The sequence below is a fragment of the Sphingomonas sp. BK036 genome, assembly GCF_004216825.1.
Classification (GTDB): domain Bacteria; phylum Pseudomonadota; class Alphaproteobacteria; order Sphingomonadales; family Sphingomonadaceae; genus Sphingomonas.
Genome location: NZ_SGXR01000006.1, coordinates 55259 through 77774 on the forward strand (window position 1 = coordinate 55259; position 22516 = coordinate 77774).

20 protein-coding genes are annotated in these 22516 nt (G+C 68.0%); 11 read left to right on the forward strand and 9 right to left on the reverse strand.

Going from position 1 to position 22516, the window contains the following annotated elements:
• Positions 1–317: 317 nt before the first annotated feature.
• The 4 genes from phbB to EV283_RS13580 all read right to left on the reverse strand — a co-directional run bounded on the left by phbB (position 318) and on the right by EV283_RS13580 (position 6130).
• Positions 318–1040, reverse strand: a complete 723-nt coding sequence (gene phbB / locus EV283_RS13565) for an acetoacetyl-CoA reductase (RefSeq protein ID WP_056066403.1) — start codon at positions 1038–1040, stop codon at positions 318–320.
• A gap of 34 nt (positions 1041–1074) precedes the next feature.
• Positions 1075–2082: a ferrochelatase gene (gene hemH / locus EV283_RS13570; RefSeq protein WP_130326269.1), complete on the reverse strand. Its 1008-nt coding sequence runs from the start codon at positions 2080–2082 to the stop codon at positions 1075–1077.
• Complete coding sequence (locus EV283_RS13575; RefSeq protein WP_130326271.1) at positions 2079–4265, reverse strand: molybdopterin cofactor-binding domain-containing protein; 2187 nt, start codon at positions 4263–4265, stop codon at positions 2079–2081. Before EV283_RS13575 ends, hemH begins: the two co-directional genes overlap by 4 nt.
• A gap of 176 nt (positions 4266–4441) precedes the next feature.
• The gene (locus tag EV283_RS13580) at positions 4442–6130 is read right to left on the reverse strand and encodes a class I adenylate-forming enzyme family protein (protein ID WP_207223144.1); all 1689 of its coding nucleotides are present in this window, start codon (positions 6128–6130) and stop codon (positions 4442–4444) included.
• 37 nt (positions 6131–6167) lie between these two features.
• On the opposite strand from EV283_RS13580, the gene lgt reads away from it, so the two are divergent.
• The 6 genes from lgt (at position 6168) to EV283_RS13610 (ending at position 11734) form a co-directional block, all read left to right on the forward strand.
• The gene (lgt, locus tag EV283_RS13585; protein WP_130326273.1) at positions 6168–7082 is read left to right on the forward strand and encodes a prolipoprotein diacylglyceryl transferase; all 915 of its coding nucleotides are present in this window, start codon (positions 6168–6170) and stop codon (positions 7080–7082) included.
• 51 nt (positions 7083–7133) lie between these two features.
• Complete coding sequence (locus tag EV283_RS13590; RefSeq protein WP_130326929.1) at positions 7134–8234, forward strand: SAM-dependent methyltransferase; 1101 nt, start codon at positions 7134–7136, stop codon at positions 8232–8234.
• Positions 8231–8740 carry a GNAT family N-acetyltransferase gene (locus EV283_RS13595; protein ID WP_130326275.1) on the forward strand — a complete coding sequence of 170 codons (510 nt, stop codon included), beginning with the start codon at positions 8231–8233 and terminating at the stop codon, positions 8738–8740. Before EV283_RS13590 ends, EV283_RS13595 begins: the two co-directional genes overlap by 4 nt.
• A 151-nt stretch (positions 8741–8891) precedes the next feature.
• The gene (gene pgeF, locus EV283_RS13600) at positions 8892–9650 is read left to right on the forward strand and encodes a peptidoglycan editing factor PgeF (protein WP_130326277.1); all 759 of its coding nucleotides are present in this window, start codon (positions 8892–8894) and stop codon (positions 9648–9650) included.
• 78 nt (positions 9651–9728) lie between these two features.
• A complete protein-coding gene (locus tag EV283_RS13605; RefSeq protein WP_130326279.1) occupies positions 9729–11075 on the forward strand; it encodes a cystathionine gamma-synthase family protein in 1347 nt (448 codons plus the stop codon).
• 140 nt (positions 11076–11215) lie between these two features.
• Complete coding sequence (locus EV283_RS13610) at positions 11216–11734, forward strand: phosphoribosyltransferase family protein (RefSeq protein WP_130326281.1); 519 nt, start codon at positions 11216–11218, stop codon at positions 11732–11734.
• A 336-nt stretch (positions 11735–12070) separates the two neighbouring features.
• Here EV283_RS13610 and EV283_RS13615 read toward each other — a convergent pair whose 3' ends face one another.
• Entirely contained in the window at positions 12071–12472 is a 402-nt protein-coding gene (locus EV283_RS13615; protein ID WP_130326931.1) for a glycine zipper 2TM domain-containing protein, read from the reverse strand.
• Positions 12473–12627: 155 nt separating this feature from the next.
• Between EV283_RS13615 and EV283_RS13620 the strand changes: the two genes are divergently transcribed.
• Positions 12628–13653: an esterase-like activity of phytase family protein gene (locus tag EV283_RS13620; RefSeq protein WP_242615974.1), complete on the forward strand. Its 1026-nt coding sequence runs from the start codon at positions 12628–12630 to the stop codon at positions 13651–13653.
• 70 nt (positions 13654–13723) lie between these two features.
• On the opposite strand, the gene rpmB is transcribed toward EV283_RS13620, so the two are convergent.
• Entirely contained in the window at positions 13724–14023 is a 300-nt protein-coding gene (rpmB, locus tag EV283_RS13625; RefSeq protein WP_055874131.1) for a 50S ribosomal protein L28, read from the reverse strand.
• 182 nt (positions 14024–14205) lie between these two features.
• Here rpmB and EV283_RS13630 point away from each other — a divergent pair, with 182 nt between their 5' ends.
• Together EV283_RS13630 and EV283_RS13635 are read left to right on the forward strand one after the other, a co-directional pair.
• Positions 14206–14424: a hypothetical protein gene (locus tag EV283_RS13630; RefSeq protein WP_056416086.1), complete on the forward strand. Its 219-nt coding sequence runs from the start codon at positions 14206–14208 to the stop codon at positions 14422–14424.
• Positions 14425–14463: 39 nt separating this feature from the next.
• A complete protein-coding gene (locus EV283_RS13635; RefSeq protein ID WP_242615975.1) occupies positions 14464–14913 on the forward strand; it encodes a nucleoside deaminase in 450 nt (149 codons plus the stop codon).
• Positions 14914–15141: 228 nt separating this feature from the next.
• Here the strand turns inward: EV283_RS13635 and pepN are convergent, their stop codons facing one another.
• Complete coding sequence (gene pepN, locus EV283_RS13640; RefSeq protein ID WP_130326283.1) at positions 15142–17748, reverse strand: aminopeptidase N; 2607 nt, start codon at positions 17746–17748, stop codon at positions 15142–15144.
• 279 nt (positions 17749–18027) lie between these two features.
• Here pepN and EV283_RS13645 point away from each other — a divergent pair, with 279 nt between their 5' ends.
• Both EV283_RS13645 and EV283_RS13650 read left to right on the forward strand, forming a co-directional pair.
• On the forward strand, positions 18028–19731 hold the full coding sequence (locus EV283_RS13645) for a M28 family metallopeptidase (RefSeq protein ID WP_130326285.1): 1704 nt from the start codon (positions 18028–18030) through the stop codon (positions 19729–19731).
• A complete protein-coding gene (locus tag EV283_RS13650; RefSeq protein ID WP_130326287.1) occupies positions 19728–20564 on the forward strand; it encodes an NAD(P)-dependent oxidoreductase in 837 nt (278 codons plus the stop codon). Before EV283_RS13645 ends, EV283_RS13650 begins: the two co-directional genes overlap by 4 nt.
• Here EV283_RS13650 and EV283_RS13655 read toward each other — a convergent pair.
• Together EV283_RS13655 and EV283_RS13660 are read right to left on the reverse strand one after the other, a co-directional pair.
• Positions 20477–21412, reverse strand: a complete 936-nt coding sequence (locus EV283_RS13655; protein WP_130326289.1) for an EamA family transporter — start codon at positions 21410–21412, stop codon at positions 20477–20479. The two genes, EV283_RS13650 and EV283_RS13655, sit on opposite strands and share 88 nt — an antisense overlap.
• Positions 21409–22410, reverse strand: coding sequence for a beta-eliminating lyase-related protein (locus EV283_RS13660; protein WP_130326291.1), 1002 nt, complete (start codon positions 22408–22410; stop codon positions 21409–21411). The genes EV283_RS13655 and EV283_RS13660 overlap by 4 nt, the downstream gene beginning before the upstream one ends.
• Positions 22411–22516 lie beyond the last annotated feature (106 nt).

Consider the following 22516-nt stretch of genomic DNA (forward strand, 5'->3'; position numbering starts at 1 on the left):
GCAGCGCTTGCGGCGCCCCTCACCCCGACCCTCTCCCCGGAGGGGAGAGGGAGCAGGTTGCTTGGCGTTTTGCGGTGGCATTCTTGTGGTTCACGGACGCCGGGGGGCGGTCCAAGCAGCGCTGCCCGGCTAGTTCCCCCGCGAAGGCGGGGCCCAGGATTGGGCAAAGTGCCCTTGGTTAGTCCGGTAGACATCTACGCAGCGCCGCCGGCAAAGCCGCCGTCGGACGGGTTCGGTAAACCGACCCGCCGGCCGTGCCGGGCGCTGCCGCTCGCTTCGCTTGCTGGCATCGGCGCGGTTTCCCGCGCCTGCGCCCGTCAGTACATGTGCTGCCCGCCATTGATGCTCAGCGTCGACCCGGTCACGAACCCGCCCTCCTCCGAGCACAGGAACGCCACGCCGCGCGCGATCTCGGTCGCCTGACCGAGCCGCCCGACGGGGATCTTCGCGACGATCTTCTCCAGCACGTCGGCCGGTACCGCGGCCACCATGTCCGTGTCGATATAGCCCGGCGCGATCGCGTTGACCGTGACGCCGGCGCGCGCGCCCTCCTGCGCCAGCGCCTTGGTGAAGCCGTGGATCCCCGATTTCGCGGCGGCATAGTTGACCTGGCCATACTGCCCGGCCTGGCCGTTGATCGACCCGATGTTGACGATCCGCCCCCATTTGCGCGTCCGCATGCCCGGGAACACCGCCTTGGCCATGTTGAAGCAACCGCCGAGGTTGGTGTCCATCACCTCTTTCCAATCCTGATACGTCATCTTCAGGATGGTGCCGTCGCGGGTGATGCCGGCATTGTTCACGACGATATCGACGTCGCCCAGATCGGCGGCGACCTGCGCGCAGCCTGCCTGGCACGCATCGTAATCGGCGACGTCCCATTTATACGCCTTGATGCCGGTGCGCTCGGTGAACTCCCGCGCGCGGTCGTCGTTGCCGGCATAGGTCGCTGCAACGGTCAGCCCCATGTCCTGAAGCGCGAGACTGATCGCCTCGCCGATGCCGCGCGTACCACCGGTTACAATTGCAACGCGTGCCATCAGTCTCTCCTCAGGTTCGTCCTTTTGCGGGAGGCTAGCCAGCCCGCACCCATCCTTCAAGCTCACGTGCCAAAATGCTGCGCAGCATTTCTACGCCCACCGGACTGTCGTTGAGACACGGGAGGTAGGCGAAATGCGTGCCGCCGGCCTCCTCGAAGCTCTCGCGCCCGCGGATCGACAGCTCCTCGAGCGTCTCCAGACAATCGGCGGAGAAGCCCGGCGCGAAGATCGCGACCTTCGTCTTGCCGGCCTTGGCGAGCGCGACGAGCGTCTCGTCGGTCGCGGGACCGAGCCATTTCTGCGGCCCGAACCGCGACTGGAAGGCGATCGTCAGCTCGCGGCCCATCCGCTCACCGAGCAACCGCGCGGTCTTCTGGCAGTGGCAGTGATACGGATCGCCCTGTTGCAACGTCCGCTTCGGCATCCCGTGGAAGCTCGCGATGATCGCGTCCGGCGTGAAGTCGAGCGCGGCGAGGCCCGCCTCCAGCGAGTCCTTCAGTGCGTCGATATACAGCGCGTCGTCGTAATAGGGCGGCAGCGTGCGGATCGCCGGCTGCCAGCGCAGCCCGGCGAGATGCTTGAACGCCTTGTCGTTCGCGGTCGCAGTCGTTGCTGCGCAATATTGCGGATAGAGCGGCGCGAGCAAAATGCGCTCGCAGCCCGCCGCCTTCATCGCAACAAGCCGGTCCGAAATCGATGGATTGCCATAGCGCATCGCCCAATCGACCAGGACCGTGGGGCCGAACGCATCCTTCAGCGCCGCCGCCTGCAACCGTGTGATCGCGGCGAGCGGCGATCCGTCGTCGCGCCAGACCTGCGCATAGGCGTGCGCGGACTTTTTCGGGCGCGTGTTCAGGATGATCCCGCGCAGGATCGGCTGCCACGCGATCTGCGGGATCTCGACGACGCGCGAATCGGACAGGAATTCGCCGAGATAGCGCTTCACCGATTTCGCATCGGGGCCATCGGGCGTGCCGAGGTTCATCAGCAGCACGCCGATCTTGGGGGCAGGAATCGGCGGATGATCGGGGGGCAGGGTCATGCCGTCGGTCTTAAGGGCAAATTGCGGATGCGAAAGCCCGTTGACGCATGGAGCGCGTTGGCGATCGCGGGCGCGACAGCTGGAACGCCGAGTTCGCCGACGCCGCCGGGGGCCTCTTCGCTGCGGATCAGCTCGACGGTGATGTCGGGCGTGTCGGCCAGCCGGGGCAGCACGATCGTGTCGAACCCGCGCGCGTCGGCGAGCCCGCGGGTTATCCCGGTCGATGCGCCGAGCGCGCCGGCCAGTCCGAAGATCAGCCCGCCCTCGATCTGCTGGCGGACGATGTCGGGGTTGATCTGCGCGCCGCAATCGACCGCGGCGACGAGGCGGTCGACGACCGGGCGCTGGTCGGGCCCCAGATGCGCCTCCGCCATCACCGCGATGTAGCTCCCGCGGAAGGCGTGTGCCGCGATGCCCTGGCCGCTGCCTGCGACACCGCCGTTCCACCCGCCGAGCGCCGCCGCGGTCGATAGGCAGCGCGCGAGGCGCGGCGCGCTGCCGAGCATGCCGATCCGGAACGACATCGGCTCGGACTGCGCGACGTGTGCGAGTTCGTCGAGGAAGCATTCGGTGAAGAACGCGGTGTAGCCATGCGCGCCGCCGCGCAGATGGCCGGTCGGGATGCCGATCTCGGCCGCATGGTGGTCGATCGCATAGGCCGGGATGCGATAGGCGGGCGTTGCGCCGGCCACGGCGTAGCGGTCGCCGTGCACCCCGATCAGCGCGGCCTCGGTCGCCAGGCCCGGCATCATCCGGCGCGCCATCTCGGCCCCGGTCGACGGCGCCGCGATCTTCGCGCTCCAGCCCAGAATCGCGCCATTGGGGGCGAGCCGCGCCGCCATCTTCGCCACCGCCGGCGCGCGATAGGGATCGTGGAGCGACTCTTCGCCGCGCGACCAGACGAGGCTGACGGGGCGCCTGAGCTTTACCGCGAGGATCGCGGCCTGTTCGGCGATGTCGGGTTCGAGTGCGGCGCCGAATGACCCGCCGATCAGCATCGGGTGGACGACGACCGAGTCCTCGCCGAGACCCGCCGCGCGCGCCGCTGCGGTTCGCGCGAGGCCGGGCGCCTGGGTCGCGAGCCAGAGTTCGAGCCGGCCGTTCGAGAAGGACGCGGTGGCGCTGCGTGTCTCGATCCCTGCGTGCAGGCCCAGCCCCGCGCGGTAGGTCGCGGTGACGAGTTTGGCGCCCTGGAAGGTCGCCGCGACATCGCCGACCGACGCCATCTGTGTGCCGGGACGGGCGAGCGCGGCGTCCAGCGACGCATCGATCGAGCGCGTATCGGGGAGGGGGGCGGCATTTCCGAACCGTGGCGCGAGCGCGTCGAGCGCCTTGTGCGCCGCCCACCATGTCGTCGCCACCGCCGCGACCCAGTTCGGGTTTTCGACCACCGACAGCACGCCGCGGATGCGGTCGGCGGCGGCGCGATCGACCTTCGTCAGGCGTCCGCCGACGGGCCCTTGCCGGATCGCGGCATGCACCATGTCGGCGAGCCGGACGTCGCCCGCGAAATTCGCCGAGCCATCGACCTTCGCGGCGGTGTCGATCCGCGGCACCGACGTGCCGGCAAGCTTGCCCGCGCCCTGGATCCCGAGCGGCAGCGGATCGGGCAGCGTGAAGGTCGCCGCGGCTTCGGCGAGTTCGGCGAAGCGGATGCGCTTGCCTGCGTGGGTGCAGAAGCCCGCCTCGACGGCGACCTCGGTCCAGTCGGCATCCCAGCGTTTTGCCGCTGCCATGCACAGCAGCGCGCGCGCGCCCGCGCCTGCCGCGCGACAGGCTTGCTCGAACATCCGGATCGAACTCGATCCGCCGGTGAGCATCGGCGGTTGCGGGGTGCCTTCGGGGAGGCGGTCGAACAGCCCTTCGAACAGGTCGTGCAGGCCGACCGGGTTGGCGTAGAGCGGGTTAAGCGGGGCGGGTTCGACGCCGACGGTGCGCCAGTCCGCGCCGAGCTCGTCCGCGACGATCTGGGGGACGGTAGTGTAGACGCCCTGGCCGTGCTCGACCTGCGGCACCGCGACGGTGACATGGCCGTCGGTCCCGATCTTGAGCCAGGCGCCGAACGCGGTTTCGCCGGGGTTGGCGACGAGGGTGGGCGCGTAGCGGCGCGGCCAGAGGCCCCAGGCGACGACGAGGCCGATTCCTGCGCCGCCGCCGACGATTATGCTGCGCCTGCTGATCATGCCGTGGCCTTAATGCTTCTCCCCGACGGCGAGAAGGTGGCGCAGGCGTGATATCGCGGTCCCGTCATCCTGACGAAAGTCAGGATCCAGAGTAACGGAGCGTGACCCGCTTGGCTCTGGATCCTGACTTTCGTCAGGATGACGGACGTGGGGGCGGAATCGGTGTGGCTGCCCCGCTATGCCAGCGCGCGGTACGTTGCCTTGAGCGAGACCTTGTCGATCTTCTCCGTTCCTAGTCTGGGCAACGGCTGTTCGGAGATCCAGATCCGCTGCGGCACCTTGAACGCGGCGATGTGCTGGTAGAGGAACGCGCAGAGATCGTCGGGGGTCAGCGTCTCACCGTCGCGCAGAACGACAACCGCGCCGGGGACCTCGCCGAACCGCTCGTCCGCCAGCCCGAATACTGCCGCCTCTGCCACCGCGGGGTGCTCGTAGAGCGCGGCCTCGACCTCCTGGCACGAGATATTCTCGCCGCCGCGGATGATGATGTCCTTCTTGCGGTCGACGATGAACAGATAGTCGTCTTCGTCGAGATAGCCGATGTCGCCGGTGCGGAAATAGCCGTCCGCGGTGAACGCCGCGGCGGTCGCGTCCGGGCGGTTCCAATATTCCTTGAAGTTGCAGATCGTGCGGATGCACACTTCGCCGCGCTGACCCTGGTCGACCGGGTGGCCGGCATCGTCGAGGATCGCGAGATCGACCAGCGGCGCGCCCGCGCGGCCGGCGGAATTGGGCTTGGCGAGATAGTTGCTGCGCCAATTGCCCGTGCCGACCGCGTTGGTCTCGGTCAGGCCGTAGCCGATCAGCGGCGCGCCGCCCCCCATCTCCGCGTCGAGCCGGCGGACGTGATCGACCGGGCGCGGCGCACCGCCCGCGGCGAAATCGGTAACGGTTGACAGGTCGTAGTTGGCGCGATCGGGGTGGTTGAGGATCTCGAAGCTCATCAGCGGGACGCCGACGAAATAGGTGACGCCCTCCGCCTCGATCAGCCGCATCGCCTCGCCCGCATCCCATTTCGGCATCAGCACGAGTTTGCGCCCCATCGCGAAGCTCTGGAGGAAGACGGGCACCTCGCCGGTGATGTGGAACAGCGGGATCGTCAGCAGCGTGACCGGCTGGCCGACCGGCGGATTGCCCTGCGCGGTGGCGATGCCGACCATCATCATCGCCTGGGCGAGATAGTTGAAGACGCCCTGCACGATCGCGCGATGCTCGGACAGCGCGCCCTTCGACTGGCCGGTCGACCCGCTCGTGAACAGGATCGTCGCATGATCCTCGGGGCCGAGCGGCGGCAGGTCCGCGGTGTGATCGTCCTTGGCGAGCACGACAGCGAGCGCCTCCGCCAGCGGGCGCGAATCGTCGATCTCGATCGCCGGCGCGGTGAGGCCCGCGATCTGCGCGAGCCTCTTCACGCGCGGCGGGTCGGCGAAGACGAGCGCGCAATCGACGTCGCGGATCGCCGCTTCCAGTTCCTCGGCCTGCCACCAGCCGTTGAGCAACGTCGCGACGCCGCCGGCCATGACGATGCCCATGTAGAGCACGATCCACGACGGCGAATTGCGCATCGCGATGCCGACCCGGTCGCCCTTCGCCACGCCGTGCCCGCCGACCAGCGCGCGCGCGACACGCTCCGCCGCGGCATGGACCTCGCCGAACGTCAGCCGCTCGGGCCCCGAGACGAGGAAGACGGCGTCGCGATGCTCGTTGGCATAATGCGCGAAATAGTAACTGAGCGCGGGCGGCGCGGCGGCGATCGTCGGGAGCGTGACCCCGAACCGCTCGGCCGAACCGAGTGCCAGCATGCCGTCGGGCGCGGTCAGCGCGGCCATCGTGGAATCCATAGCCGCATCGAGCTCGGTCCGCATATCGCTCTCCTACTTGGTCTTATCGTTACTCGTCTTTATGCAGGGGCGAACGCGTGGGGAAAAGCCTTTGATCCTGTCGACCATTTCTGCTGCCGTCGGCAGTCACATCCGCTTCGAGGATCTGGGTTTGCACCCCGATGTCTTCTCGATCGGGTTCTTCACGCTGCGCTGGTACAGCCTGGCCTATATCGGCGGGATCCTGCTGGGCTGGTGGTATCTGCTGAGGCTGCTCGCACAGCCCGGCGCACCGATGGCGCGGCGGCATGCCGACGACCTGGTGTTCTACGCGACGCTCGGCATCATCCTGGGCGGGCGACTCGGCTATGTGATCTTCTATGCGCCCGAGATGTTCCTGCATCCGCTGCGGATCTTCCGGCTGTGGGATGGCGGGATGTCGTTCCACGGCGGGGTCATCGGCACCTCGATCGGGCTGATCCTGTTTGCGCGCAAGCACCAGCTCAACTGGTTGCGCGTGCACGATTATATCGCCTGCGCGGTGCCGTTCGGGCTGTTCTTCGGGCGGCTCGCGAACTTCGTCAACGGCGAGCTCTGGGGCAAGCCGACCGACGTCGCCTGGGGCATCATCTTCGAACGCACCGTGCCGTTCGGCATGATCGAGCCGGCGCGCCACCCGAGCCAGCTGTACGAGGCGGGGCTGGAGGGCATCCTGCTGTTCGCGCTGCTGTGGTTCGCGTTCTGGAAGACCAAGGCGCGCTACGATCCGGGCAAGCTCGTCGGGCTGTTCGTGCTGGGCTACGGGCTCGCGCGCTTCACCGTCGAGTTCTTCCGCGAACCCGATTCGCAGCTACGCGCCTTTGCCGAACATACCGGGCTGCACATGGGCCAGTGGCTGTGCGTGCCGATGATCGTCGGCGGCGCGTACCTGATCGCGACCTCGGCCAAGCGCCGCGTGCGGGTCGAGTCGATCGCGGGGACGCAGAGCGTCGCCTGACTCCCCTCCCGCTTGCGGGAGGGGGCGGGGGAGGGCATGGCCGCAAGCGTCATGGCCAACGATACTCCAGCCCCTCCCCTAACCCCTCCCGCAAGCGGAAGGGGAATAGAAGCAGCCCTTCCCGAGCGCCTCGCGCGCGCGATCGCACTCGCGGGGCCGATCCCCGTCGCGCAGTATATGGCGGCCGCCAACGCGCACTATTACGCGACGCGCGATCCGCTTGGCGCCGCGGGGGATTTCACCACCGCGCCCGAGATCAGCCAGATGTTCGGCGAACTCGTCGGCCTGTGGTGCGCGGACCTGTGGGACCGGGCGGGGCGGCCGGACGTGGCGTGGGTCGAGCTCGGCCCCGGTCGCGGGACGCTCGCCGTCGACGCCGCGCGCGCGATGGCGAAGGCAGGGCTCGAACCCCCGGTCCATTTCGTCGAGACCAGCCCGGCGCTCCGCACTGCGCAGGCCGAGCGAGTCCCCGGCGCGACGTGGCACGACACGATCGACACGCTGCCCACCGATCTGCCGCTGATCGTCGTCGCCAACGAGTTCTTCGACGCGCTGCCGATCCGCCAGCTCGTCAAGCGCGAGCAGTGGCACGAGCGCCTCGTCGCCGCGCAGGATCTGCTGTTCCTGCCGATCGCGGGCAAGCCGCTGCCCGACGCGGTCATTCCCGAGCCGTTCCGCGATGCGCCCGCGGGCTCGATCCTGGAGACCTCGCCCGCCGCGGTGGCGATCGTCCGCGGCCTCGCGCAGCGGATCGCGCGCCAGGGCGGCGCGCTGATCGCGATCGATTATGGCTATGAGGGGCCTGCGCTCGGCGACAGCTTGCAGGCGGTCCGCGGCCATGCGTTTGCCAACCCGTTCGAGGCGCCGGGCGAGCATGATCTGACCGCGCATGTCGACTTCACCACGCTCGCCGCTGCCGCGCAGGCCGAGGGCGCGGTCGCCTGGGGGCCGGTCAGCCAGCGCGACCTGCTCGGCGGCCTTGGCATCGATTCGCGGACCTCGGCGCTCGCCAAGGCGGCGCCCGCGCGCGCCGACTCGCTGGCGGCGGATCGGAGCCGGCTGATGGACGACATGGGGACTTTGTTCAAAGCGATCGCGATCACCGCGCCGTCCTGGCCGACCCCGGCGGTATTCGCGGGGATGGGCGCGTGATCGCCTATCGCGATGCGGTGCCCGCCGACGGCCCGGCACTCGCCGCGATGGCAAAGCAGTCGTTCACCGAGACGTTCGGCACGCTGTACCGCCCGCAGGACCTCGTCGCGTTTCTCGACGAGGCGTTCGGCGAGAACGGGTTGCCGGCGCAGATCGGCGATCCTCGCTACACGATCCGCCTTGCCACCGACGGCACGGCGATCGTCGGGTTCGCCAAGACCGGCCCCGTTGCCTTTCCCGGCGACTGGCCCGGGACGGCGGTCGAACTCTACCAGCTCTATGTTCGCGCCGACCAGCATGGCGCGGGCGTCGGCCCCGCGCTGATGGACTGGGCGATCGATGCCGCGCGGGCCGATGGCCGGACGGAACTGATCCTCAGCGTCTATGTCGACAATGCGCGCGCGATCCGATTCTATCAGCGTTATGGGTTCGTCGAGATCGGGCGCTATGTGTTCATGGTTGGCGAGCAGCCTGATGACGACCGCATCATGCGGTTGGTGCTGTGATGATCGAGATCGCCGCAGATGAGCACCACCCCGGCGGAGGCCGGGGCCCAATTGGAAAGGTCGTAGTAACGATGCGCAGTCCCCTGTCAGCAACGTCCCCCAATTGGGCCCCGGCCTTCGCCGGGGTGGTGCTATGGAAGGGGCGTTCGGCATGACGATCGACGTCATCCGCGCCAAGTCGCTTGGCGACGTCCGCCACGGCTTTCTCGGCCGCCGCGGGGGCGTGTCGACCGGCGCCTATGCGAGCCTCAACGTCGGTATCGGCTCCGACGACGCCCCCGCCGCGATCGCCGAGAACCGCCGTCGTGCCGCCGAGGCGGTGCTGCCGGGCGGCACGCTCGTCGGGCTGTACCAGATCCATTCCGCCGACGTGGTGACCGTGATCGCGTCGTTCGACGACTCGCTTCGCCCCCGCGGCGATGCGCTGGTCACCAACCGCCCCGGGCTGGCGCTCGGCATCCTCACCGCGGACTGCGCGCCGGTGCTGTTCGCCGATGCGGAAGCGGGCGTCGTCGCCGCCGCGCATGCCGGGTGGAAAGGGGCGCTCGGCGGCGTCACCGATGCGACGATCCTTGCGATGGAGGCGATCGGCGCGCGCCGCGACCGCATCGTCGCCGCGGTCGGTCCGTGCATCGCGCGCGCGAGCTACGAGGTCGACGACTCGTTCATCCGCCGGTTCTGCGAATCGGATCCGGAGAATGAGCGCTTCTTCGCCGATGGCCGCGCGGACCATTATCAGTTCGACCTGGAGGCCTATGTCGTCAGCCGTCTCGCGGTCGCCGGGATCGGCCGGATCGAGGCGCTCGGGCTCGACACCTATACCGACCCGGAGCGCTTCTTCAGCTACCGCCGCGCGACCCATCGTGACGAACCCTCTTATGGCCGCCAGATCAGCATCATCGGGCTGTAACGGGTCCCAAATCCTGCATCGCTCGTTTAGGGCTCTGCACATCGGTCCGCGCCAGACGGGCCACGCAGGAGCTTATGAATGTCCGATACCCCCGATAATGCAGGCGCCATCCCCGCCGAGACCGAAGCCGACCTGACCGGCGTCGCCGCGCGAGTCGCGCCCAAGCCAGAGGTCGAGAAGATCGGCGGACGCAAGCTGAAGCCGTCGACGCTGATGATGGGCCATGGCTATGATCCGTCGCTGTCGGAAGGCTCGCTGAAGCCGCCGATCTTCCTCACCTCGACCTTCGTCTTCCCCAACGCCGCGGCGGGCAAGCGGCATTTCGAGGGCGTCACCGGCAAGCGTCCGGGCGGTGCCGAGGGCCTCGTCTATTCGCGCTTCAACGGCCCGAACCAGGAGATTCTCGAGGATCGCCTCGGCGTGTGGGAAGAGGCGGAGGACGCGCTCGCCTTCTCGAGCGGCATGTCGGCGATCGCGACGCTGTTCCTCGCGATGGTCAAGCCGGGCGACACGATCGTCCATTCGGGGCCGCTTTATGCGGCGACCGAGACGCTGATCGGCCGCGTGCTCGGCAAGTTCGGGGTGAAGTGGCTCGACTTCCCCGCGGGTGCGACGCGCGAGGAGATCGACGCGGTGATGACCGAGGCCGCGACCGGCAATGTCGCGCTGATCTATCTCGAAAGCCCGGCGAACCCGACCAACGCGCTGGTCGACGTGGAGGCCGTCGCCGCCAGCCGCGATGTGATCTTCAAGGGTGAAAAGCCACCGATCGCGATCGACAACACGTTCCTTGGGCCGCTCTGGTTCCAGCCGCTCAAGCACGGCGCGGACATCGTCGTCTATTCGCTGACAAAGTATGTCGGCGGGCATTCGGATCTGGTCGCGGGCGGCGTCCTCGGATCGAAGGAGCACATCAACACGATCCGGACGATGCGCAACACGATCGGCACGATCACCGATCCGAACACTGCCTGGATGCTGTTGCGCAGCCTCGAGACGCTTGAGTTGCGGATGAGCCGTGCGGGCGAGAATGCCGCGAAGGTCTGCGGCTTCCTGCGGCATCACCCGAAGGTGGAGCGAGTCGCGTATCTCGGCTTCCTCGAGGACGAGCCCGGCATGGAGCGGCAGGCCGACATTTATCGCCGCCATTGCACCGGTGGTGGTTCGACCTTCTCGCTGTACCTCAAGGGCGGCGAGCGCGAGAGCTTCGCGTTCCTCGACGCGCTGAAGATCGCCAAGCTCGCAGTGTCGCTCGGCGGGACCGAGACGCTGGCGAGCCACCCGGCGGGCATGACGCATCTGTCGGTGCCCGATGCGCGCAAACAGGCGCTGGGGATCACCGACAACCTCGTCCGCATCTCGATCGGCGTGGAGGATCCGGACGACCTGATCGCTGATTTCGAGCAGGCGCTGGAGACGATCTGAGTCTGAAGGGGTATCTGCCGCCTCGTTGTTCTCCCGCGAAGGCGGGAGCCCAGTCTGGGTCCCCGCCTTCGCGGGGAAACACGATGGGATGGGGCAGGTTTTGGGGTGAAGTCGTCCGCCCGACCGGCTAGAATCGGTCGATGCCGATCTTCACCCCTATTCCGCAGGACGACTTCGTCGCTGCGATCCACGTCCTCGCCGCCAAGCTGGCCGAGGATACCGCATGGACCCCCGATTTCATCATCGGCATCGGCCGCGGCGGGCTGGTGCCCGCGGTGTTCCTCAGCCACGCGATCGGCCTGCCGACGCTGTCGGTCGATTATTCGAGCCAGGTGAAGGACTTCGCCGACGCGCCGCTGGTGAAGCTCGCCAAGCGGACTCGCGACGGCGAGCGGCTGCTGTTTCTCGACGACATCAACGATTCGGGGCGGACGATCACGCACCTGCGCGGCGCGCTCGCGGCGGCGGGTGCGGTGGACGGCGCGGTGCGGTTCGCGATGCTGATCGACAATGTCAGCTCGGCGGAGCGGATCGAATATAGCGCGCGGACGATCGACCGGACGGTAACCAAGGACTGGTTCGTGTTCCCGTGGGAGGCCGTCGCGCCGAGCGCGGCGATCGCCGAAGATGCGGCCGAAGTGCCGGATCGGATCGCCTGATCCATCTACCACCGTCATCCTGACGAACGTCGGGACTCAGGGTAACCGAGCACGTCGATCGTGGCTCTGGATCCTGACTTTCGTCAGGATGACGGTGGGATGTATCGTCGGTGCGGTATTGCTCGGCTTTGGACGAACAAAGGGCCGGCTTCCATACGGGAAACCGGCCCTCGCCCTCGATACGCTACGCGAGGGAACTGGGAAACTGGTTGGGCCTGCACGAGCGGGACGTCGGCAAAGCCGTCGTCGGTCGGGTCAGGCGCTGCCTGCCCGCCGTCCGTGCCGGCGGTTGCTCGGCCGCTTTCGCGGCGAGCACCTGCCCGGGCGTTGCCGGGCTTACCGCCGGCAATACCCCGGGTTATCCGACTTATCGATCGCGTTGCCGGCGAGGCCACCACCGGCTGCGCCGAGGACCGCGCCGAGCGTCCGGTCACCACGGCCGGCGATGGTGTGGCCGAGCAGGCCGCCGGCGAGGGCGCCGATGATCGTGCCGCCGGTGTTGTCGCAGCCGCGGCGGTTGCGCGCATTGTAGCGGCGATCGTTGCCGCGATACTCGCGATAGTCGCTCCGGTCGTAACCGCGATCGTATCCGCGATAGCCGCCCTGATAACCCCCCTGATAGCCATCGTAGCCACGCTCGTAGCGCGAGCCGTAGCGCTGCGCATCGGCGGCGGCGGGAACGAGGGCGGTTGCACCCAATGCGAGGGCACTGGCGGCGAGGGTAAAAGTCTTGAACATCGTGCGTCTCCCGTTGGGGATTTCGGCGGCGGCGGTGGCCGTGCTTCCATCCTCGATGAGAGGCTTATGGGTGATTCGCATTGAGCCGAGCCTGAATGCCTCCGTTATCCGCTGTTCATGCTTCCGTGGACCGCGCGGGGCCCTATGAGGGCGCGATGCGACGCCTGATCACCGCCCTGTTCGTCTGCGTCAGCGTCTGCGCGATCGTGCCGAACTGGACGGGCGAATCGCGGCTCGACCTGCTTGGCGAGCGCGCGCAGTTGACCGCAACCCGCGTGATGCTCGATCGCACCAACCCGCGGCACGTGCGCGTCGGCGGGCTCACCTATCTCGGCGGGGTCGCGCTCGACAGCCGCGATCCGGCGTTCGGCGGATTCTCGTCGCTCGACGTCAGCAGCGCCGCGGGCGGCCATCGCTTCACGTTGCTGAGCGACGGCGGCAACATCGTCCAGTTCGACATGGGGGGCGACTGGCGCCCGCATCGAATCGCGTTCAGCAACCTGCCCGCCGGCCCTGGCATCGGCTGGGAGAAGCGCGACCGCGACAGCGAATCGATGGCGATCGATCCGAAAACGGGCCAGATCTGGGTCGGGTTCGAGAACAGCAATTCGATCTGGCGCTATGCTCCGGGGTTCACGCGGTACGAGGCGCGGGTCGCTCCCGAGGCGATGCGCAGATGGCCTGCCAATGGCGGCCCCGAATCGATGGCGCGGCTGCCCGATGGTCGATTCGTCGTCATCAGCGAGGAGGCGCATGTGCGGCGCCCAGACTGGACCGGGTCGGAGACGGACCGGTTGCACACGCGGCAGGCGCTGATCTTCGCGCGCGATCCGACCGCGGGCGGGGCGCCGGCGCGATTCGCCTACACGCCCTATGGCCGGTACGATCCGTCGGACGTCACCGCCTTGCCGAACGGCGACCTGCTGGTGCTCGATCGTGGATTCCGGCTGCCGTTCCGATTCTCCGCGCGGATATCGCGAATCGACCGGCGCGATGTGGCGGCGGGGCGAATCGCCAGGGGACGCCTGATCGCGACGATCGACGCGCCGCTGATCCACGACAATTTCGAGGGGATCGACACTACGACCGAGAATGGCGCGACGATCGTCTGGATCGTGTCCGACGACAACCAGCTGATCCTTCAGCGCACGCTGCTGCTGAAGTTCCGGCTCGATCGCTAGACGCACAAACGCCGACGGCCCGCCCTGCGATGTGCAGGGCGGGCCGCGGTGATCGTCTCAACCGTCGCTGTTAGGCGGCGACTGCCGAAGCTGCGATCTTCTTGACGACTTCGCGCTTGAGGCGACGAACGCGGAGCGACAGCTTGTCGTCCGAGGTCTTCACCAGCCAGTTGTCGAGGCCGCCATTATGCTCGACGGTGCGCAGGCCGTGCGTCGAAACGCGCAGCTTGACGCCCTTCTCGAGCGAATCGGAAAGCAGCGTGACGTTCTGCAGGTTCGGCAGGAACGTGCGCTTGGTCTTGTTGTTGGCGTGGGAGACGTTGTTCCCGACCATCCGGCCCTTGCCGGTCAGTTCGCAAATGCGCGACATGTGATTACCTATTCAAGTGTCGGGAGGAACCCCGGAAAGGCGCGCGGATAGCTGGCACGCCGGCTTTCGTCAACCGATTCACGCAAAACGTGTCTTGCGATCCGCGCAGTACGGGTCTTGCAACCCGCTGCGTTCGCGGACGTTGTTACGCTATCGAACTGTTCAAGAAAAGGGGATGTCTTATGCGTACGCTCTTGTCGCTGCTCGCGATCGTCGTGCTGGTCGTGGTCGGCCTGATGTATTTCGGGATCATCAACATCGACCAGACCCGCCAGGGCGTCGTCCAGGCACCGAAGTTCCAGGCGGACGTGGCGAAGGTCACGCTCGGCACCGAGAACAAGACCGTCGCGGTCCCGACGATCAACGTCGAGAAGCCCGCCAACAGCCAGGCGCCGAACTGATCTTTACCTGACGGGGCGGGGCGGGCAGGGCTTTGTGCCATGTTCCCCGTCCCCGACCCCATGCGCCGCGCGCTCGACGCGGCGCGCGATGCTGCACTGGCCGGTGAAGTCCCGGTCGGCGCGGTCGTCGTGAAGGACGGCGTCATCATCGCCGTGGCGGCCAATGCGCCGCGAACCCTGTCCGATCCGACCGCGCATGCCGAGATCCAGGCGATCCGCGCCGCCGCGCTGGCCCTGGGCAGCGATCGGCTCGAAGGCTGCGACCTGTGGGTGACGCTCGAGCCCTGCGCGATGTGCGCCGGCGCCATCGCGCATGCCCGGATCGCGCGGCTCTATTATGGGGCGCCCGACGCGAAGGGCGGCGCGGTCGAGCACGGGCCGCGATTCTTCGGTCAGCCGACGTGTCACCACCGGCCCGAAATCTATGCCGGCATTGCCGAGACCGAAGCGGCCGGGATCCTGCGCGCGTTCTTCGGCGCGCGGCGGTAGGCCGTCCACCGCCGCCTTCCGTTCGCCCTGAGCGCAGTCGAAGGGCATGCCCCAAGCGAGGGTGCTTCGACTTCGCTCAGCACGAACGGGGGGGTGTGATCCTCCCCCGCCAGGGGGGGGTGGCGCCGGAGGCGACGGAGGGGGAGGACACGGAACAGCGGGAATCGCCTTCCTCCCCCTCCGTCTGGCGAGGGCCAGACACCTCCCCCTGGCGGGGGAGGATTTAGGTTAGCCCTCCAGGCTCTTCGATGCCTGCTCGAACAGATCCTTCGACAACCCCGGCGTGGCGACGATCCGCTCCAGTTCCGCGCGCATCAGCCCGGCGCGTGCCGAATCGAACCGCCGCCAGCGACCGAGCGGCGGCAGGAGCTTCGCCGCGGTCTGCGGGTTGAGCCGGTCGAGCGCGACCAGCTGGTCGGCTAGGAACCGATACCCGCTCCCATCCGCGGTATTAAAGGCGCGCTGGTTGGCGCCGAACGCCCCGATCAGCGACCGCGCGCGATTGGGGTTGCTCAGGCTGAAATCGGCATGCTCGGCAAGGCCTGCGACGATCGCGCCGGTATCGTCGCGCGACGACAGCGCCTGCGCCTGGAACCACTTGTCGAGCACCAGCGCGTTGTCGCAATATTGGCTGTAGAAGATGTCGAGCGCGGTGGTGCGGATCCCCGACTCGCTGCTCACCAGCGTGGTCAGCGCACCCATCCGGTCGGTCATATTGTCCGCCGATTCGAACTGCGCGAACGCCAGGTCGGCCGCATCCTCCGCGCCGCTCGCCGCAATATAGCCGAGCGCGACGGTGCGCAGGCGACGCAGGCCCTTGCCCTCGGGCGTATAGGCGTAGGGCTGGCCCTCGGCGCGCGCATAGGCGGTGCGCCACTGCGCCTCGAGCTGCGTACCGAGATCGCGGCGCAGCGATTCGCGCGCGCGGAAGATCGCCTCGGGATCGACGATGGGCATCTGGTCGCCGATGAAGCTTTCGGACGGCAGCAGCACCGCCTCTGCGACGAAGGCGAGATCGAGCTCGGCATCGTCGAGCGTGTTGGCGACCGCGGCGATCACGTCGGCATGATCGGGCCGCCCCTGCGCCGAGGCGACGAGCGTATCGAGCATCAGCTGCTGCATCGCCTCGTAGCGCGCGAACGGATCGTCGTCATGCGCGCTGAGGAAGGCGAGATCGGCGGCGCTGCGATTGCTCTCGACCACCACGGGGGCCGAGAAGCCGCGGTTGATCGACAGCACCGGGCGTTCGGTGATGCCGTCGAACACGACCGTCTCGAGCGTGTCGTCGAACAGGATGAGACGCTCTTCGGTCAGCGGAAGCCCCGAGTCCGCACCGAACAGCCTGACGCGGAGCGGCAGGACCATCGGCGACTTCACCGGCTGGCCGGGGGTGGAGGGGACCTGCTGAGCGAGGCGCAGCATCGCGCGATCGCCGTCCGGCGACACGCCCGTCTCGTACGTCAGATTGGCGGAGACGCGCGGGGTGCCCGCCTGCGAATACCAGAGGCGGAACTGGGTCAGGTCGACCTTGCCCCCTTCCTCCATCGACGTGACGAAATCCTCGCAGGTCGCCGCGGTGCCGTCATAGCGATCGAAATACAGGTCGGTGCCCGCGCGGAAGCCCTGCGGGCCGAGGATCGCGGCCATCATCCGGATCAGCTCGGCGCCCTTGTTGTAGATCGTGGCGGTGTAGAAGTTGGAGATCTCCTGATAGGATTCAGGCCGGACGGGATGCGCCAGCGGCCCGGAATCCTCGGGGAACTGCGACGCGCGCAGGCCGCGGACGTCCTCGATCCGCTTGACGGCGCGCGACCCCTGGTCGGCGGAGAAGCCCTGGTCGCGATAGACGGTGAAGCCTTCCTTCAGCGACAGCTGGAACCAGTCGCGACAGGTGATCCGGTTGCCCGACCAGTTGTGGAAATATTCGTGCGCGACGACTGCGGCGATCGCGTCATAGTCGTAATCGGTCGCGGTATCCGGGTCTGCCAGGATGTAGCGCGAGTTGAAGATGTTGAGGCCCTTGTTCTCCATCGCGCCGAAATTGAAGTCGTCGACCGCGACGATGTTGAACACGTCGAGATCATATTCGCGGCCATAGGTCGTCTCGTCCCACGCCATCGCGAGCTCGAGTGCCTTGAGCGCATGGTCGGTCTTGGGCAGGTCGGCCTCGCGCACCCAGATGCCGAGCGACACCTCGCGGCCCGACATCGTCGTGAAGCGGCCGCGGTTGACCGCGAGATCGCCCGCGACGAGCGCGAACAGGTAGGAGGGCTTGGGGAAGGGATCGTGCCACGTCGCCCAATGGCGGCCGTCGTCGAGCTGCCCTTGCGCGACCGGATCGCCGTTCGCGAGCAGCACGGGGAAGTGCGTCCTGTCCGCGGTCATCCTGACCGAATAGACGCTGAGCACGTCGGGGCGATCGGGGAAATAAGTGATGCGGCGAAAGCCCTCCGCCTCGCACTGCGTGCAGAGATTGCCGCCCGACGCATAGAGCCCCATCAGCTGCGTGTTGCGATCGGGCGCGATCTCGACCTGCGTCTCGATGACATGCGCCGCGCCGGTCAGCGGAATGACGAGCTGTTCGCCGTCGAGCCGCCAGTCGTTGACCGCGACGCCGTCGACCGTGACCGACAGCGGCTTCTGCCCCGCGCCGTCAAGCCGCAACGGGCTATCATGATCGCCGTTGCGAGTCACCGACAGCGTTGCCGTCACGCGCGTGGTCGACGGGTCGAGGACGAAATCCAGGCTCGTCTCGGGGACCAGCCACTTGGGCGGGGTGTAATCCTCGCGGCGAATGACGAGCGGGTGGGCGAGACTGTTCTGGATGTCGAGCATATCTTTGCGAATATAGGGCCGCGCCCGTCTATCGCCAGCCAAAGCTTGGCGCGCATTCATTCGAACATTGCACCTCCCCGGCGGAGGCCGGGGTCCAGTTGGAGAGGTTGCGGTGACGAAGCGCAGCCTGTGTTCAGCACTGTCTCCTAACTGGACCCCGGCCTCCGCCGGGGAGCTGTTTCTCGGTATGGAACGTCTTTGATCCCGCGACCCAAAGCTTGCGTGGGAGTCGGTGCATGCTACGCCGCTGCAACACGTTCCCTTTGCAAGGATTTCCGGATGTATCGTCCTTTTGGCGCGCTCGCGGTGCTCGCGCTTTCTACGTCGGCCCTTGCCCAGACGGCGCCTCAGACGCCGCCCCAGACTGCGCCGGTCGCGGCGCCGAACGCCGAGTTGAACGCAAAGCTCGCAGCCCCGCTGCCCGCGGACCAGGCGGCGATGAAGGCGCATGTGCTGTTCCTCGCCTCCGATGCGATGAAGGGGCGCGAGGCGGGCAGCCCCGAATTCGACATCGCCGCGCAATATGTCGCCGCGCAATTCTATGCCGCGGGGCTGCGTCCCGGTGGCGATGCGGGCGGCTATCTCCAGACGGTGCCGCTGGTCAGCTACAAGGCGGCGAGCAAGGGCGATTTCGTGTGGACCGGTCGCGGCGCCGCGCAGCCGCTCGTGTTCGGTGAGGACTACGTTCCCGCCGCGAACGGCGCGAAGGCGGAGACGAGCGTGTCGGCTCCGGTCGTGTTCGTCGGCTATGGCATCGACGCGCCGCAATATGGCCAGGACGATTACAAGGGCGTCGACGTGCGCGGCAAGATCGTCGCCTATTTCGGCGGATCGCCCGCGCGGTTCGGTGGCGAGGAGCGTGCGTTCTTCGGCTCGGGCGGCACCAAGGCGGCGATCGCGCAGGCCAAGGGCGCGGTCGGCGTGATCACGCTGGAGAGCCCGCGATCGGCCAAGGTGCGGACGTTCGCCAAGCTGGCGGAATCCTATGCGACGCCGCGGATGACCTGGGCGAACCCCGACGGCACCGGCAAGGTCGATGCGCCCGCCGCGCCGTCGCTCGGCACCGTCAGCATGGCCGGCGCGGCCAAGCTGTTCGCTGGTGCACGCACGCCTTGGAGCAAGGTCATGAAGCAGGCGGACAGCGACAACGCCAAGTTCAAGGCGATGCCGCTGCCCGGCACGCTGACCGTCGCGACCAAGACGAGCTTCGTACCCGCCGCCAGCAGCAACGTCGTCGGCATGATCCCCGGCAGCGATCCGGTGGTCGGCAAGGAAGTCGTCGTGCTCTCGGCGCATCTCGATCACATCGGCATCACGAAGCCTGTGAAGGGCGACGCGCTCAACAACGGCGCGCTCGACAATGCGATCGGCATCGCCAGCCTGATCGAGGAAGCCAAGCGTTTCACCGCCAGCGGTCAGTCGCCCAAGCGCACGATCATGTTCCTGGCCGTCACCGGCGAGGAGAAGGGGCTGGTCGGCAGCGACTATTTTACCAACCACCCGACCGTGCCGCTGAGCTCGATCGTCGCGGACGTCAATCTCGACATGCCGATCCTCACCTACAAGTTCGAAGACATGGTGGTGTTCGGTGCAGAGCGCTCGACGATCGGCCCGATCGTGCAAAAGGCGGTCGCCGCGATCGGCGTCGGCCTGTCGCCCGATCCGATGCCGGAAGAGGGCATCTTCGTCCGCTCCGACCATTTCCGCTTCGTCCAGAAGGGCATTCCGGCGGTGTTCCTGTGGCCGGGCCAGAAGGGGCCGGGCAAGGCCGCGGTCGCCTATTTCATGGCGAACAATTACCACAAGCCGTCGGACGACCTGTCGCAGCCGGTCCTGTGGGATCAGGGCGTGCGGTTCGTCGATGCTAACTACCGGATCGCGCGCGAGATCGCCGACGGCGCACAGCGGCCGGTGTGGAATGCGGGCGATTATTTCGGGACGTTGTATAAGGGGCCGATGGCACCGACTGGGACGACGAAATGAGCAGGCTGCTGATCTTCGGGCTGGGTTACACTGCCGGGCGGCTTGGCGATCGATTGGCGGCGGACGGCTGGCATGTCGTCGGCACCACGCGCGACGGTCGCGGCGAATCGATCCGGTTCGACGATAGCGACGCGGTGACCGCGGAGATCGCCGCGGCGACGCATATCCTGTCGTCGGTGCCGCCCGAGCATGAGGCGGACCCCGTGCTGGGGCGCTATGGCGCGCTCCTGCTGCGGACTCGGGCATGGGTCGGTTATCTGTCGTCGACGGGGGTATACGGCGATGCGCGCGGCGCGTGGGTGGACGAGACCGCGCCGATCGGCGGTGGCCGGCGCAGCGCCCGCGCGGCGGCGGATGCGGACTGGCTGGCGCTTGGCGCGCGCACGTTCCGGTTGCCCGGCATCTATGGGCCGGGTCGCTCGCCGCTCGACCGCGTGCGCGCGGGCAAGGCGCACCGGATCGAACAGCCGGGGCAGGTGTTCAGCCGCGCGCATGTCGACGATATCGTCTCGGGCGTGATCGCCGGGTTCGATGCGCCGGCGGGGGCGTATAATCTGGCGGACGACGTGCCCGCGTCGCAGAACGACGTCGTGGCGTTCGCGGCGATGCTGCTCGGCATGCCCGCGCCGCCGTTCGTGACGCTCGAGGAACTGACCGCGATGGGGCGCGGCTTCTACGCGGAGAACCGGCGGGTCGCGAACGGCAAGGCGAAGCGCGTGCTCGGCTGGGCGCCCGCCTGGCGCGATTACCGCGCGGGCCTGCGCGCGCTGAGTGCGATGACCAGCCCGATGCCCGACAGCACCGCGCCGGCGACCGCCAGCGTCGACCAGTGATAGTGCTCGAACAGCGTCGATAGCAGCATCGCGATCACCGGCACGATGACGCCCGAATACGCCGCCTTTGCCGGGCCGATCGCGCGGATGACGTTGAAATAGAGCGGGAAGGCGAGCGCGGAGGCGAACACGCCGAGATAGAGGATGCCGGCGATATAGCCGAAGCGGGCCTCGAACACCGGCGGGCCGGTGGTGATCCAGGCGAACGCCGCGTCGAGGCACGCGCCGATCAGCATCGCGATCGCGAGCACGGGCGCCATCGGATAGCGCTTGGCGAATGCGCTGCCCTGGATGACGTTGGCGACCGAGGCGGCCATCACGCCGCACAGCGTCAGCACGATGCCGATCGTCGCCGAGCGCGGGCCGTGCGGATCGACGCGTGCCTCGTTGACGAACAGCAGCGCGACTCCCGCCATCGCCACCGCACAGCCGAGCATCAGCTGCCGCCCGAGGCGTTGCTTGAGGAAGATGCGGCCGAAGATCGCGTTGGGGACGAGCAGGAGGGCGAACACCACCGCGACCAGCCCCGAGGTGACGTAATGCTCGGCGCGGTAGACGAAGTTGAAGTTGAACGTGAACAGCGCGACGCCGATGACGGCCGCGAACGCGTAGCCGCGTGCGTCGAACCGGAAGCTCTCGCGCTTGATGCTCGCATAGATCGCCATCGCGATGCCGGCGACGAGGAAGCGGTAGCTGATCGACCAGCTCGGCGGCACCACCGCGATCTGGTCGCGGATGACGAGCCAGGTCGAGCCCCAGATCAGCGTGACGATGGCGAACGGGATCAGCACCGCCGCGCGGGTCGACTGGATCGGCGGCAGGGGAGGGGCGGCCGGGGCGGGGGTCATAACTCCCGGATCGCGTCGGCGAGCAGGCCGACCGCGTCCGCCGGGCTGTCCCACGCGGTGACGAGGCGGATCTCGCCCGCCGCCCAGTCGTAGAAGTCGAAGCCGCGCGCGCGCAGGGCTGCCGCCTCTTCGGGGGTTGCGCGCAAGAAGACTTCGTTCGCCTCGACCGGGTGGACGAGGCGGTCGCCGGCTGCGGCGGCGAGCGTGGCGGCGGCGTCGTTGGCGGCCTTGGCGGTGGCGAGCCAGAGATCGTCGTCGAGCATCGCCAGGATCTGCGCGGCGAGGTAGCGCCCCTTCGACAGCAGCAGGCCTGCGCGCTTGCGGCGATAGTGCGTGACCGCGGCGAGGTCGGGCTTGAAGAAGACCAGCGCCTCCGCGCTCATCGCGCCGTTCTTGACGAAGCCGAAGCTGAGCGCGTCGACGCCGGCGCGCCACGTCATGTCGGCGGGCGAGCAGCCGACCCGCGCCATCGCATTGGCGAACCGCGCGCCGTCCATGTGGAACCCGAGCCCGCGCCCCTTTGCCAGCGCGCCGATCGCGGCGACCTCGTGCGGCTGGTAGACGCGGCCATATTCGGTGGCGTTGGTGATCGAGATTGCGTGCGGCTGGACGCGGTGGACGTCGTCGGGGATCGCATCGAGAACGGTCCGGATCGTCTCGGGCGTCAGCTTCGCGCCGATGCCGTCGGCGAGGAAGAGCTTGGCGCCGTGGGTGTAGAATTCGGGCGCGCCGCCCTCGTCGTTCTGGATGTGCGCGTCGCGGTGGCAGACGATCCCGCCATGCGGGGGGCAGAGCGCTGCGAGCGCGAGGCAGTTGGCGGCGGTGCCGGTGGGGACCCAGAGGACGGCGACCTCGGTCTCGAACAGCGCCGACAGGCGGCCATCGAGCTGTTGGCTCCACGCATCGCCCGCATAGGCGGTGTCGAGCGTGTCGGCGGCGGCGATCGCGGCCATGACGTGCGGGTGGACCTGGGCGGCGTTGTCGGAGAAAAAGCGCATGGGGAGGACATGCTGCGATGCGGTGATGGCGTCAACGGGGGCTTCGACCGAGCCGTCCCGTTCTACTTCGTCATCCTGGGCTCGACCCAGGATCCAGAGCCACGGG